At 57.1% G+C, this 14,530-nt stretch carries 12 protein-coding genes; 9 read left to right on the forward strand and 3 right to left on the reverse strand.

Going from position 1 to position 14,530, the window contains the following annotated elements; all coding sequences use genetic code 11:
* Positions 1-52 precede the first annotated feature (52 nt).
* The gene (dbpA, locus tag ENTCL_RS10040; protein WP_013366007.1) at positions 53-1,426 is read left to right on the forward strand and encodes an ATP-dependent RNA helicase DbpA; all 1,374 of its coding nucleotides are present in this window, start codon (positions 53-55) and stop codon (positions 1,424-1,426) included.
* Between the two features lie 3 nt (positions 1,427-1,429).
* Here dbpA and ENTCL_RS10045 read toward each other — a convergent pair whose 3' ends face one another.
* The gene (locus ENTCL_RS10045; RefSeq protein WP_013366008.1) at positions 1,430-1,981 is read right to left on the reverse strand and encodes a HutD/Ves family protein; all 552 of its coding nucleotides are present in this window, start codon (positions 1,979-1,981) and stop codon (positions 1,430-1,432) included.
* Between the two features lie 219 nt (positions 1,982-2,200).
* Here ENTCL_RS10045 and ENTCL_RS10050 point away from each other — a divergent pair, with 219 nt between their 5' ends.
* From ENTCL_RS10050 to ENTCL_RS10085, 8 genes are all read left to right on the forward strand, one after another.
* Positions 2,201-3,058, forward strand: coding sequence for a transporter substrate-binding domain-containing protein (locus ENTCL_RS10050; RefSeq protein WP_013366009.1), 858 nt, complete (start codon positions 2,201-2,203; stop codon positions 3,056-3,058).
* 13 nt (positions 3,059-3,071) lie between these two features.
* Positions 3,072-3,791 (forward strand): ABC transporter permease, encoded by a 720-nt coding sequence (locus ENTCL_RS10055; protein ID WP_013366010.1) that lies wholly within the window; start codon positions 3,072-3,074, stop codon positions 3,789-3,791.
* Between the two features lie 9 nt (positions 3,792-3,800).
* On the forward strand, positions 3,801-4,532 hold the full coding sequence (locus ENTCL_RS10060; protein WP_013366011.1) for an ABC transporter permease: 732 nt from the start codon (positions 3,801-3,803) through the stop codon (positions 4,530-4,532).
* A 1-nt stretch (position 4,533) separates the two neighbouring features.
* Positions 4,534-5,328: an ABC transporter ATP-binding protein gene (locus ENTCL_RS10065; protein WP_013366012.1), complete on the forward strand. Its 795-nt coding sequence runs from the start codon at positions 4,534-4,536 to the stop codon at positions 5,326-5,328.
* Entirely contained in the window at positions 5,325-6,827 is a 1,503-nt protein-coding gene (locus ENTCL_RS10070; protein WP_013366013.1) for an HAL/PAL/TAL family ammonia-lyase, read from the forward strand. Before ENTCL_RS10065 ends, ENTCL_RS10070 begins: the two co-directional genes overlap by 4 nt.
* Positions 6,828-7,809: 982 nt before the next feature.
* The gene (locus tag ENTCL_RS10075; protein WP_013366014.1) at positions 7,810-8,451 is read left to right on the forward strand and encodes a helix-turn-helix domain-containing protein; all 642 of its coding nucleotides are present in this window, start codon (positions 7,810-7,812) and stop codon (positions 8,449-8,451) included.
* A 339-nt stretch (positions 8,452-8,790) separates the two neighbouring features.
* On the forward strand, positions 8,791-11,586 hold the full coding sequence (locus ENTCL_RS10080) for an autotransporter outer membrane beta-barrel domain-containing protein (RefSeq protein WP_238981803.1): 2,796 nt from the start codon (positions 8,791-8,793) through the stop codon (positions 11,584-11,586).
* Positions 11,587-11,727: 141 nt separating this feature from the next.
* Positions 11,728-12,402, forward strand: a complete 675-nt coding sequence (locus ENTCL_RS10085; RefSeq protein ID WP_157865540.1) for a helix-turn-helix transcriptional regulator — start codon at positions 11,728-11,730, stop codon at positions 12,400-12,402.
* Between the two features lie 46 nt (positions 12,403-12,448).
* Here ENTCL_RS10085 and gap read toward each other — a convergent pair whose 3' ends face one another.
* Both gap and ENTCL_RS10095 read right to left on the reverse strand, forming a co-directional pair.
* The gene (gap, locus tag ENTCL_RS10090; protein WP_013366017.1) at positions 12,449-13,459 is read right to left on the reverse strand and encodes a type I glyceraldehyde-3-phosphate dehydrogenase; all 1,011 of its coding nucleotides are present in this window, start codon (positions 13,457-13,459) and stop codon (positions 12,449-12,451) included.
* A 78-nt stretch (positions 13,460-13,537) separates the two neighbouring features.
* Positions 13,538-14,518 carry a GlxA family transcriptional regulator gene (locus ENTCL_RS10095; RefSeq protein ID WP_013366018.1) on the reverse strand — a complete coding sequence of 327 codons (981 nt, stop codon included), beginning with the start codon at positions 14,516-14,518 and terminating at the stop codon, positions 13,538-13,540.
* Positions 14,519-14,530: the final 12 nt, after the last annotated feature.

The following is a 14,530-nucleotide window of genomic DNA, read 5'->3' on the forward strand; positions in this document are numbered from 1 at the left end:
CGGCCCGGCAATAACGCCCGGGCGGCCTTTTTTATCCGCTGAGACTATCACTGTGACATCGTTTGCTGAACTTAACGCCCTCCCTGAAGAACAACTCAACAACCTTAATGAGCTGGGCTACCAGACCATGACGCCGGTTCAGGCGGCGACGCTGCCGGCCATTCTGGCGGGAAAAGATGTCCGCGCGCAGGCCAAAACCGGCAGCGGTAAGACCGCGGCGTTTGGTCTTGGCCTGCTGCAGCATATTGATGCCAGCCAGTTTATCACCCAGTCGCTGGTGCTGTGCCCGACCCGCGAGCTGGCCGACCAGGTGGCGAGCGCGCTGCGCAAGCTGGCCCGCTTTATGCCGAATATTAAAGTGCTGACGCTGTGCGGCGGCCTGCCGTTCAGCGTGCAGCGCGACTCGCTGACCCATGCGCCGCACATCATTGTGGCGACGCCCGGAAGGCTGCTCGATCACCTGAAAAAAGAGACCGTCAGCCTGGACGCGCTGCAAACGCTGGTGCTGGATGAGGCGGACCGGATGCTGGATATGGGCTTTGCCGACGCGCTTGACGAGGTGATCGCCTGGGCGCCGGAGAAGCGTCAGACGCTGCTGTTTTCCGCCACCTGGCCTGCGGAGATCGCCGCGATCAGCCGCCGTATTCAGCGCGATCCGCTGACCATTGAAATCGATACCGTTGATGAACTGCCGGCGGTGGAGCAGCGTTTTTACGAGGTCTCCCGCAGCGGCAAGATCGGCCTGCTGCAGACGCTGCTGAGCCAGCATCAGCCTGCCTCCTGCGTGGTGTTCTGCAATACCAAAAAAGACTGTCAGGCAGTATGCGATGCGCTAAGCGACAGCAACCAGAGCGTGCTGGCGCTGCACGGCGATATGGAACAGCGCGATCGCGACCAGACGCTGGTGCGTTTCGCCAACGGCAGCAGCCGGGTGCTGGTGGCCACCGACGTTGCGGCCCGCGGCCTGGATATTAAGGCCCTTGAGATGGTTATCAACTACGAGCTCTCCTGGGACCCTGAGGTTCACGTGCATCGCATCGGCCGTACCGCCCGCGCCGGTGAACGCGGGCTGGCGATAAGCCTTTGCGCCCCGGAAGAGGCCCAGCGCGCCAACGCGCTGGAAGAGATGCTCAACGTTAAGCTTGACTGGCAGCCGCTGCCGAACGGCGTGCGCATCGCGCCGCTGGAGGCCGCGATGGCGACCCTGTGCATCGACGGCGGGAAAAAAGCCAAAATGCGCCCGGGCGATATCCTTGGCGCGCTCACCGGCGAGCTAGGGCTGGACGGCGCGGACATCGGTAAAATCGATATCCATCCGATCCATGCGTATGTTGCCGTACGCCAGTCGGTTGCCCGTCATGCCTGGAAACAGCTGCAGCAGGGCAAAATCAAAGGTAAAACCGTCAAGGTACGGCTGCTGAAATAACCGCTAGCGGCCGCTGACGCGGCGGATAGTCGTCAGGATAAGCGACGCATCCGCCGTGAGCGGCACGAGGTCGCCGGGCGACTCCTCCTGCCACCAGATACCGCCCCCCGCATGATGGTCGGCACCGGCCATCTGCCAGCGTCCTTTTAACACACAGGCAACACCCTCCGCTTCCGGACGCTGCGCGGTGGTGGCAATGTCCACCTGCGCGCTGGCGAGGTGGCGCTGCGTCATAATGTTAAAATCCATCCCCGGAGCGACAATCCCTTCACTGGCCAGCGGCCACTCCCCGGCAAAGGCCCACGGTACGCCGGGCTCCAGTCGATGCTCAATATTTCCGCCCCGCAGCCACAGCGGGGCGCCTTCCAGCAGAACAATCACCCGGTCTACACCGTCAAAGCGTGAAAACGGGCCGTCAGCCTGCAGCGTGGCGATGCTGGCGCGCCAGAGAAAAGGCGCGTCAGCGGCGGCGACGCGGACAATTTCCCGCGTTTCACCGGCGCCGTTCTGCCAGCGCGTAACGGGTAACGAGGCCAGAGTGAAGGACGTAATCATGGATAACCACCCGCAAAATTTTCGTCAGATGTAAATTAATCGCTACACATAGTTTTCAATTCGATTACAAATTATTTACAGTGCAGCTCACAAATCCATCATCCGGTGGGTGTGCGGCAATGTCAATGGTTGTATATACATGATCTGTCATCTGTGGTTTACGCCCGGCAGAAGGCATCCCGAGCAGTCATTACCTTTTATGAAATCAGGAGAATCATAATGAAGCAGCGCATTACATTTCGCCAGGCCTGTCTGACAACCCTGCTTTCAGGGCTATTACTTTGCGGCGGCGCCGCCAGCGCAAAAGAATGGAAATCGATAACCATCGCCACGGAAGGGGGATATGAGCCCTGGAACCTGACGCTGCCGGGGGGCAAACTGAGCGGCTTTGAGCCCGAGCTGATGGAGAATTTGTGTCAGCGTATGGCTATCGAGTGCAAGCTGGTAGTGCAAAACTGGGATGGCATGATAGCCGGGCTTAACGCGGGCAAATACGACGTCATTATGGACGCTATCGTCATCACGCCGGATCGGAAGAAGGTGGTGACGTTTACGGTTCCTTATGCCTCCACGCCAGCTTCCTTCATCGCCGTAAAAGGCACGCTGCTGCCGCCTGCCACCGGCGCCGGACATATCATCAAGCTGCATGATGACGAAAAAGAGATTCAGGCGGCCATTGCGCCTCTGAAGGCGGCGCTGAAGGGTAAAACCATCGGTATCGCGTCCGGCACCGTTTATACCCCGTTCATCGATAAGTATTTCAAGGATGTCGCCGAGGTGCGCGAGTACAACAGCTCCGCCGACGCCATTCTGGACCTGCAGGCGGAGCGCATCGATGCCGTCTTTGACGACATTACCTTCGCAAACTCTACGCTGTCGCGCCCGGAAAACAGCAATCTGAACTTTAGCGGCCCGCAGCTGAGCGGCCCGATCTGGGGCGACGGCGAGGCGATGGGCGTGCGCCACAGCGACACCGACCTTAAAGCGAAGCTGGACGCCGCCATTCAGGCTGCGCTGGCGGACGGCACAGTGAAAAAGCTGAGCGAAAAATGGTTTAAGAGCGACGTAACGCCGTAAACGAGGGGGAATCATGATGGGCCTGCTGAGCTTTGGTGAAAACGGCTGGGGAACCTTAATTCTCAGCGCGACGCTGACCACGCTGCTGCTGTCGCTGGCGGCCCTGGCGGTTGGGGCGGTGGTCGGCGGCGCAGTCGCCGCCGCGAAGCTGTCGCCGCACGCGCCGGTGCGCTGGTTCGGCGCGGCGTATTCGGTGGTGTTTCGCGGCATTCCTGAACTGCTGGTGATTTACCTGTTCTACTTTGGCGGTTCCGGGCTTATCTCGTGGATAGGCCACCTGTTCGGCGCCGACGGTTTTATTGAAGTGCCGCCGTTTTTGATAGGCGCGCTGGCGATAGGCCTGATTTCGGCATCCTACCAGGGGGAAGTCTACCGGGCGGCGCGTCTGGCGCTGGCCTCGGGCGAGGTCGAGGCGGCAGTGGCTATCGGCATGCCGCGCTGGCGGATCTGCAGCCGCATTATGCTGCCGCAGATCGTGCGCTACGCGCTGCCCGGGCTGTCAAACGTCTGGCAGATGAGCCTGAAGGATTCGGCGTTGGTCTCGGTGACCGGCATTGCGGAGCTGATGCGCGCCAGCCAGATAGCCGCAGGCTCAACCCGTGAATACTTCCTGTTCTATCTCATTGGCGGGAGCTGCTATCTGATCCTCACGCTGCTGTCTAACCGGGCGTTCATTCGGGCCGAAACCCGGCTGAACCGCGCCTGGCAGCGCCGCAGCGCGGCGCAGGCCTAAGGAGAAAGTATGTTGATCGACGTTGCCTTTCTCAGCGACACCTTTTTAAAACTCAGCGCGGCGCTGCCGGTAACGCTCGGGCTGTTTATCAGCGCCTTTGTGTGCGGCGGGATCCTCGCGGTCGGCGTGCTGGCGATGCGCATGAGCCGCTGGCCGCTGCTGAGCGGCTTTGCAAAAGGCTACATCCTGGTCTTTCGCGGCTCGCCGCTGCTGATCCAGCTTTTTCTTATCTACTACGGCCTGGGACAGTTCGGCGTTATCCGCCACAGCTTCCTGTGGCCGCTGCTGCGCGAACCGTTTATCTGCGCGGTGCTGGCGCTGTCGCTGTGTACTGCGGCCTATACCGCGGAGATTCTGCGCGGCGCGCTGCTGGCGGTGCCGCCCGGGCAAATAGAGGCCGGCCAGGCCTGCGGGATGTCGCGCTTTCTGCTGCTGCGGCGCATTATCGCGCCGGTGATGCTGCGCTATGCGCTGCCGGCGTATTCCACCGAGGCCATTCTGCTGGTGAAATCCACCGCGCTGGCAAGCCTGGTGACGGTCTGGGATGTGACCGGGGTGGCCCAGCAGATTATTCAGCGCACCTACCGGACGATGGAGGTGTTTCTCTGCGCCGCCGCCATCTACCTGCTCCTCAACTTTATCATTGTGCAGCTCTACGCCCTGCTGGAGCGTAAGCTGACGCCGCATATTCGCCACGCGGCGGGCAACGTTTCACTCAAGCCTGTTACCAAAGGAGAATAGTATGCACGACACACGCCCTGTGACCCTGTCGGTCAGCGAGATCCACAAATCCTTTGGCGCGCTGGAGGTGCTGAAAGGTATCTCGATTCAGGCGAATAAAGGCGACGTTATTTCTATTCTCGGCGCCAGCGGCTCCGGCAAAAGCACCCTGTTGCGCTGCATTAATCTGCTGGAGACGCCGGATTCCGGCGTGGTCAGCGTCGGCGGCGAAACGATAGAGATGAAGCGCCACGCGCGCGGCCATCAGCTGGCGGCAAATCCGAAACAAATAGAGCGCCTGCGCTCCCGGCTGGGGATGGTGTTTCAAAGCTTTAACCTGTGGTCGCATATGACGGTGCTGCAAAACGTGATTGAAGGCCCGCATTACGTGCTAAAACGCAATAAGCGCGAGTGCATTGAGCAGGCGGAAAAGCTGCTCGACCGCGTCGGCTTACTGAACCGCAAAGATTTTTATCCGGCCCAGCTGTCGGGCGGCCAGCAGCAGCGGGTGGCCATCGCCCGCGCGCTGGCGATGGATCCGGAAGTGATGCTGTTTGATGAGCCGACCTCGGCGCTGGATCCGGAACTGGTGGGCGAGGTGCTTAAGGTAATGCGCAGCCTGGCGGAAGAGGGACGCACGATGCTGGTCGTCACCCACGAGCTCGGTTTTGCCCGCCATGTTTCCAACCGCGTGGTGTTTATGCATCAGGGGAATATCGATTGTGAAGGCGCGCCGGACGACCTTTTCGGCGCCCAGGGCTCAGCGCGTTTCAAACAGTTTATCTCCAGCCACCATCAGCCGGGGCAGTCCGTATGAGCGGCGGCGTGCAGTGGGGCGACGCCCCGTTACGCTGGCAGGAGGTCGCACAGGTGGCGAGAGGCAACGCGCCGCTGACCTTAAGCGAGAACGCCTGGCAGCGCATTTCGCAGGGCCGGGCAATCGTCCAGCACATTATCGATGCCGGACAGGTGGCCTACGGCATCAACACCGGGCTTGGCGCCCTGTGTAACATCACGCTTGCGCAAGAGCAGCTCAGCCAACTGTCGCGCAATACGCTGTTAAGCCATGCCTGCGGCGTAGGGCCGCTGCTTGATGAGGCGCAAACCCGGGCGATTATCTGTGCGGCGGTGGCGAACTACAGCCACGGCAAATCCGGGATCTCGTGCGCCATCGTGGAACAACTGTTGGCCTTTCTCAATCTGCGTATCACCCCGCAGGTGCCGTCGCAGGGGTCCGTCGGCTATCTGACCCATATGGCGCATATCGGTCTGGCGCTGATGGGGGTTGGCGAGGTGAGCTGGCAGGGCCGGGTGCTGCCTGCCGCCCAGGCGCTGGAAGAGGCCGGGCTGGCGCCAATTACGCCCGGCGCTAAAGAGGGGCTTAGCCTGGTCAACGGCACTCCCTGTATGACCGGGCTGGCCTGCCTGGCGCTGGACGATGCCGCAAAGCTGCTGGACTGGGCGGATGTGACTGGCGCGATGAGCTTTGAAGCGCTGCGCGGACAGACCGCCGCGTTTGATGAAGAGATCCTGGCGTTAAAAGCCAGCCCCGGGCTGCAGCACAGCGGCCATCGCCTGCGACAGCTGCTGGCGGACAGCCAGCTGCTGGCAGAAAGCCAGGGCGTTCGTACCCAGGACGCGCTCAGCCTGCGCTCCATGCCGCAGGTGCACGGCGCCTGTCGCGATCAGTTTGCTCATGCGCAGCGGCAGGTCGACACCGAACTGAATGCCTGTACTGACAACCCGCTGATTATCGGCACGCTGGACAACTGGCGGGTAGTGTCGCAGGCGCATCCTCATGGCGAATCGGTGGCGATGGCCTGCGATATCCTCGCTATCGCCATGGCGGAGCTGGGGGCGATTGCCGAACGGCGGCTCGACCGGCTGGTTAACCCGCTGGTCAGCGGGCTGCCCGCCTTCCTGGTGACCCGTCCGGGGGTGAATTCCGGAATGATGATTGCCCAGTACGTCGCGGCGTCGCTGTGCGCGGAAAACAAACAGCTCGCGCAGCCGGCGGTGCTGGATAACTTTGTGACGTCGGCCCTGCAGGAAGATCACTTAAGCCTCGGCACCGGCGCAGCGCTCAAGCTGCACCGGCTGAACGGCAATCTGTACCAGATCCTCGGGATTGAGTATCTGCTTGCCGCGCAGGGGCTGGAGTTCCACCGCATCGACACGCTGGCGCCGGGCACGCGTCGGGCGCTGGCGCTGCTGCGGGAAACGGTGCCGACCTGGGAGGACGATCGCTGGCTGGCGCCGGAGATAGCGAAAGCGGTTGCGGCCCTTAAGCGCCACGCCACGGAAGAGGTGATGTAGGCAGGGGAATTATCGGCGCTGTGGCATGTTTTATTATCTGTGACAGTGTTTTGCTTGCCAATAATATCCACGTCCCGGCGTGGATATTTTTTATCGCAAAAAAAGAGTGCATCTGTAGGTGTATATGCGGTACCTTATAAAATAATCACCTGCGTTATTTTTTAAATACCCTTTTTTCTGCTTTTTTTAGTTTCTTTAACTATTAATCTTCGCACGTTGTCGATAGAATTCTTCCCCGTTTAAATTCAGACATGCCTTCTCATTGTTTTGTTTTCCTAAACATTTTGTGGGCTTCAGTGCTGATGAATCAGGATTCCTCCTAAAGGAACAATATTAGTATTCAACCATATTGAAAGAGCATTCGATATGATATCCATGGATATGGTGATTATACGAGTTGCCCTATCAAAACGGTTGGTGAAATCATCTGTTACGCATCATTTATTGTATGCGAGAATGCGCCAGATGCGTTAGCGCTGCTTATGTATATCACGCGGCACTCCTTTTAAAGCAGGAAGAGTATCAGGGAATGAAAGAACATAATGATAATGAGAATACTTTGTTGGTACCGTAAAGGTATTGCTAACTCATCAGACCATTAGGATGAATGTAAAGTTATTAAAATAATAAACCTGAGCTGGATTATTTTGTTTTGCTATGGGCCATTGATGTGAGAATGGATTAGACAAGGCATCTTTTAGCGATTTATGCAGTGAAAGCGTGTTTTTTTGCAATAACAGTATAACCCGCGCTACCTGCAATATAAGCGTTTGCTAAGGAGAGTAAATGAATACATATCAGTAATGAGCCGTAATGCTGTACATAATTAAACGTCACGATGATCATTTTTACACAAAAGATCGTTTTGTCAGTATATCCACTTTGTATAGAGTATAGCGTCTATAATTATGTACCCATTCCTTCAATTTGCAACGTGCGCGTGGTGTAAAAAATAAAAATCAATCGAATCTAAGAGGTGGTTATGTACAGTGATTTGTTTTCCCTTGATGAGCGGGTTCGTACAGCCCAGGTCAACTTGGGAAACGAGATAACAAACCATTCTGCAAGAGTAAAGATAATGGCCTCGGCAAGGCAGCGGCTGAGCTTTAAAAACAATGATGACCCTCTGGTTTATTATTTGATATCGGGCGAAATTGAGTTATGTAATATTAATAATAACCTGATTATTGCCAACATTAATCACTCGGCTGTTTTAGGTTTGTCAACGATATTCTCAGCCTGTGAGTGCTGCTATATCAAAGCGGTCTCTGACATTGAGTTGTCATGTATGAAACTCTCTGACCTTGTAGCATTAGTCGAAGATAAACTGCTCTGGAAAGATGTCTCAGCGATTCTTACATGGTATCTAAGTATTTATTATGTCAGGGATGAACTGGCTTCTAAAACAAGTAGTTATGGTATTGTGAAAACCTACCTTGAGATGTTATGGGAGCAGCACCGTGAGAGCCTGGATGAGATCTCTATCTTTGATTTTATTTTGAACCGAGCCGCAGTGTCGCGCAGTTCGCTTAACAAGATCCTCAAGGAGTTGTCCGATGGTGGGTATGTTAAAATAAACAGAGGGCGCCTTGTTTATCTGAAAAAACTGCCGCCAGGCTATTAATCTTAACGATTTTATCTTTTGGGTTTACTCCACCATATGTGGAGCGCTACTCCCTGCGCATTATAACTCGATGTTTTAAATTGCATCTCTGGATGCGTAGCATTGCGTATTTATAAATTTGCATTAAGTGAACTGCAATAGGTATTTTTAGCTACCAGTAAATTAACCGGTGACTTTGTATCAAGTCAGTGGATTGTATTGTATTTTTAGCTTGTAAAGGTTTTTATTATGTCGAATAAAAAGGACGTATCTTTTTCGTCAGGGCGATATGACGCGATGAAGATAAAGAAAATCATATCGCTCAAAAACATGGTGTTAGCAACCTCTGCGGTGCTAAGTATGCCTGCGCTTGCGGTCATTAATAACAGTGAAACCATTATCGATAATGGCGCTGCGGTAACGGTGCCTGGCAGCCAGAGCTCTCCCTGGACGCTGCCTGGCGCGCTTTATGTAGGGATGTCGGGTACTGGCACGCTGACCGTCAATAGCGGCGCCGTCGTCAGCTCAGGCACTGATAATACGGCGGATACCTCCGGCTCTGTGCTGGGCTACGATTCCGGCAGCAGCGGTACGGTAATTATTGATGGCGGTACGTGGTATGACGGCGTTGATGCTGCCAATAATTCCCTCACTAACGGTACAACCGCCGTGGGGGGAAGCGGAACCGGCAACCTGCAAATCAAAAATGGCGGTAAGGTTGCCCTGGTATTTTTGAATATTGGGCAGAACGGCAGCGGTAACGGTACGGTTACCGTTGACGGCGCCGGTTCACAGCTATTGGCGACGGCGACAAGCACTTCGGGAATTACCGTTGGAAACAACGGCACCGGGGTTTTGAATATCACTAACGGTGGCTCGGCCATCGGTAATGTTCTTACCTATATTGGGCTGGATTCCAATGCCACGGGTACGGTTAATGTTTCTGGCGCGGGGTCAACGTTTACCGTCGCCGACGGGATTATTGTTGGCGCTAACGGTACCGGCACGATGAATATTGCTGACGGTGGCAAAGTAACCAGCGGCGGCGGGAGTATTGCGGGCGGTAGCGGTTCAAATCCGGCAGGCGGAACCGGTACGGTGCATATTGACGGTAGCGGCTCGCTGTGGGATATCGGTAATAGCATCTTATCGATTGGCTCGGCAGGGACAGGAAACGGAACGCTGATTGTCTCAAATCAGGGTACGCTGACGGCAGGTCGTTCTGTTGATGTGAATGCCGCCAACGGGCGGGTGGTCATTGGCGGCTTACCGGGGAGCGCTCCTGTCGCCGCGGGTATTCTTAACACCCCGACGCTGAACTTACTCAATAGCAACAGCAGCCTGATACTTAATCATAGCGATACTTCAGGGAATTATATTTTCTCGCCGGTAATTAACGGAAGCGGCAATGTTTCCAGCCTGAACGGTACCACCGTATTTAATACGGTGAATACCTACACCGGCACGACAACCATCGACGGCGGCACGGTGGTTGTGGGGGATGCGACGCATCCAGGCGCGGTGCTCAATGGCGCCAGCGCCGGTGATGTGACCGTTTCTGCAAACGGCACCTTGTCCGGTACCGGTACGGTCAACGGAATGGTCGTCAACACCGGACGCGTGGCTGCATTCAATACCCTGGCGGGCAATAATACCGCGGCAAACAGTAATTTAACCCTCGCAGGGGGGATGACCAACGGCGGAGTGATTAATCTGGCGGGCAGCAAGCCGGGAAATACGCTGACGGTCGGGAAAACCTATATCGGCAACAACGGCACGATCGTCCTCAATACCTGGCTGGGCGGCGATAATTCACCGACGGATAAAGTGATTCTTGATAATGCGCAGGCATCAGGCACCACCAATCTGCTGATTAAACATGCAGGCGGCAACGGGGCGCAAACCCAAAATGGCATCCTGCTGGTGGATGCGCAAAACGGCAGCACCACCGCCGCGGATGCCTTTACGCTGTCGCCGTCTTCTGATGGCTATCGCCAGGGGAAAGGCACAATTGCCGCCGGAGCCTATGACTACCGGCTGGCCCGCGGCGGCAATGGCGGCAATGCGCAATCCTGGTACCTGACGTCGCTGCTGAATACCCCCGCAGGGAAATCAGACCCCGCCGGAGCAACCGACCCGGGTCAGCCGGGAGCGACGGGCGGGCAGAGGGCGCTGCGTGCGGAGACCGGTTCGTATATCGATAACATCCGCGCCGCCAATACGCTTTTTAGCATGACGCTGCACGATCGCTTAGGCGAAACGCAATACCTTGACGACCTCAGCGGCGGTAAAGAGAAGGCGACATCGCTGTGGCTGCGCAACATCGGCGGGCATAACCGTTCGGATTCCGGAAATGGACAGATAGCAACCCAGGCGAATCGCTACGTCATGCAGCTCGGCGGCGACCTTGCCGACTGGTCCTCTGACGGTCAGGATCGCTACCTGTTCGGTGTGATGGGCGGCTATGCCAACCAGCACAGCAATAGCATCTCTAACGTCTCCGGGTACAATTCAAAAGGGACGCTGAGCGGCTATAGCGCCGGGGTGTACGGCACATGGTACGCCAACGACGCGCTAAAGCAGGGCCTCTATGTGGACAGCTGGGCGCTGTACAACTGGTTTAACAACAGCGTCACCGGCGAAGGCTTGCCAACGGAAAACTACAAATCGGATGGCTTCACCGCATCGGTTGAGACCGGTTACACCCATAAGACCGGGGAGTACCAGACGTTGAACGGCATGACCAATGAGGTCTTTATCCAGCCGCAGGCGCAGTTAACCTGGATGGGCGTAACGGCCAGCCGCCATACCGAGCAGAACGGCACGGTGGTTGAAAGCACCGGCGACAACAACCTGCAAACCCGCTTAGGGGTGAGAGCCTTTATCAAGGGACGCAGCAAGCTGGATGAAAATACGCAGCGCGTATTCGAACCTTTTGTCGAAGCCAACTGGATTTACAACACCAGCGCCTACGGGGTCAACATGGATGGCGTTAACTCTCAGGTTGCCGGAACCCGAAATATCGGTGAACTGAAGGCGGGTGTTGAAGGCAAAATGACCAATCAGACGACGTTCTGGTTAAACGTGGCGCAGCAGATTGGCGGTAAGGGCTATAGCGATACGCAGGGAATGTTGGGTATTAAACATTCATTCTGATTTCTATCAATAGCCTCGTTACTTTTGTCCGGGCGGCTGATTCGGCGGCCCGGCTCAATGAAAACGTCCTTTCCGTTTCGATATTGTCCGAAATGTAACATCCTGACCGTAACGCGGGAGGTATGCATAATGGATTTATATGTGACGAGCAGTCAGAAACTCTGCGTTGTGATTGATGAGTGCAACTTTAGCCGCCGCGCGCTGGAAGTCTTAACGGCGTCAGCCTCCTGCCCGTGCACGACGCTGCTGTTTCAGTGCTTTGCCGACTTTCTCCTCTGGCGCCGCGGGGCGTCTGAAGAGATAGCGTTGCTGGTGATAAATCTGCATAACTATCGCCAGCTTATCGATGAAGGGTTCGTCGATGTGCTGTTGCTGCATCGTGAAGCGTGGCGGATCCATCACACCTCCGTGCTGTTTCTGTACAGCAGGGCCGCGCCGCAGCTGCTCTGCTATGCAAGCCGGGCGCCGGGGTGCATGATGGTGAATAAAAACCAGCCTGTTCGCGATATCGCAAAATGCCTTGCAGGGCTGCTGCAGCACGACAATGCCGACGGCCAGCAGGCAGCACCTGTCTCTAAGAGCCGTGAGGCCGCGTTATTTTCAAGGCTCAACAGCCTGACGCCAAAAGAGGTCAGGGCGCTACACATCACGCTCGACGGCAATGACCTCGCGTACTGGGCGAATGAATTAGGCGTCAGTGTAAAAACCCTCTACAGCCAGCGCGCATCCGCGTTGTTTAAGCTCGGAATTAACCGCAGCAGCGATATCGCACGCTATAAAGGCTTAATTGAGCGCATTCTGTCAGCCCATCGCTAAGCGCCTGGCGACCGCCCGGCGTCTGCGGGGGCCGCCAGGCGGGAGGCTACGCTTCGCGCTGCGCCATCATCAGCGCCAGATCGACGAGACGGTTTGAGAATCCCCATTCGTTGTCGTACCAGGCCAGAATCTTGACCATATTACCGCCAATAACCAGCGTCGACAGACCGTCGATAATGGACGAGCGCGGATCGCCCTGATAATCGCTCGATACCAGAGGCTCATCGCTGTAGCCGAGAATGCCCTGCAGCGGCCCGCTGGCCGAGGCCTGACGAAATGCGTCGTTAACCTCTTCTGCGGTGACATCGCGCTCAAGCGTTACGGTAAGGTCGACGATTGACACTACCGGAACCGGGACGCGGAGCGAATAGCCGGTCAGTCGGCCATCAAGCTCCGGGATAACTTTGCCCAGCGCCTTCGCCGCGCCGCTGGAGTAGGGCACAATTGACAGCGCAGCGGCCCGTGCGCCGCGTAAATCCTTCTCTGGCTGATCGTGCAGCGCCTGGCTGTTGGTGTAGGCATGGGTGGTGTTCATCAGGCCATGCTTAATACCGAAATGCTGATGCAGCACCTGAGCGGCGGGCGCAAGACCGTTGGTGGTGCAGCTGCCGTTGCTGACCACGTAGTGCTTGTGCGGGTCGTACAGCGCATCGTTAACCCCCATCACCACGGTTAAATCATCATTTTTGCCCGGCGCGGAGACGATCACCCGCTTTGCGCCGCCGCTGTGGATATGGACCGCGGCCTTGTCGCGCTCGGTGAAGAACCCGGTTGCTTCGATAACGATATCCACCTCCGCCTGGCGCCAGGGGATGCGGGCCGGGTCGCGTTCGCTGAAGACGGCGATGGGGCGGCCGTCGACCAGCAGCTGGCCCTCGCCGGCAGCCACGTCGGCGGCGAGAGTACCGAGCAGCGAGTCGTGTTTCAGCAGATGAGCCAGCGTTTTGCTGTCCGTCAGATCGTTGATTGCCACTATCTGAATGCCCGGATTTCCCAGCGCCGCGCGCAGTACGTTACGTCCGATCCTGCCGAAACCGTTAATACCGACCTTAACCATGATCAACTCCTTATTTGTTGTCTATGGGTTTACTGTAGGCCGGCGGTGTTTTGGCGTAAATGACAAAAAAGGATCACTTTACGCCATTCGGCGGCAGTGAAAGCGCTGGCGGTATTCGCCGGGGGTCAGGTGGAGCTGTTTTTCAAACAGCCGACGCAGATTGATGCTGTTGCCAAATCCCGTCTGCTCGGCAATTCTCTCCAGCGTATCGCTGCTTTGCTCCAGGCGCTGTCTGGCCGCGGTAAGACGCGCTTCGGCAACATAGCGCGCCGGAGATGCGCCGGTTTCCCGGGTAAAAACGCGGGTGAAATTGCGCGGACTCATGGCGACTTTTTCCGCCAGTTTCTCGACACTCAGGTCGGCGGTAAGGTTATCGAGGAGCCACGTCAGCAGGTCGTTTATCGGGCCTGATGCGCCGGCTTGCCGGAGGTTGTAGCGGCTGAACTGCAGCTGCCCGCCCGGGCGGCGCAGGTACATCACGAAATCCTGGGCGATATCGCGGGCGAGGCTGAAGCCGTAATCCTCTTCAACCAGCGCCAGCGTCAGGTCGAACCCGGAGCTGACCCCGCCGGATGTCCAGATGTGGCCATCCTGAACGTACAGCGGCCCACCTTCGACCCTGACCTGCGGAAATTCCGTTTGCAGGGCGTCCAGCAGCTTCCAGTGGGTGGTCGCCCGTCGGCCGTCGAGCAGCCCGCTCTGCGCCAGCAGCATCGCGCCGCCGCACACAGAGGCAATGCGGCGGGCATGCGGAGCGGCAAGATGCAGCCAGTCGACCACCGCCGTTCCCTCCAGCGGATTCTGGCCCCGGCCGGTGATGATAATGGTATCGAGAGGTTCCCGCGGGTCGAGCTCATGCAGGCGGTGATCCGCCAGCAGGTTCAGGCCGGACTGGCCGTGGATCACCTGATGAGGCTGAGTGGTCGCCAGGTTGACCTGGTAGCGCGGGCCGGTTAACCCCTCCGTCTGCAGCTGGTTCGCCTGCATCAGAATGTCGGCAATACCGGCGGATTCAAACAGCATGCCGCCGTCGGGGACGATGATCAGTATTTTCTTCATGTCCTGAAAGGT

Source organism: [Enterobacter] lignolyticus SCF1 (assembly GCF_000164865.1).
Taxonomy (GTDB): domain Bacteria; phylum Pseudomonadota; class Gammaproteobacteria; order Enterobacterales; family Enterobacteriaceae; genus Enterobacter_B; species Enterobacter_B lignolyticus.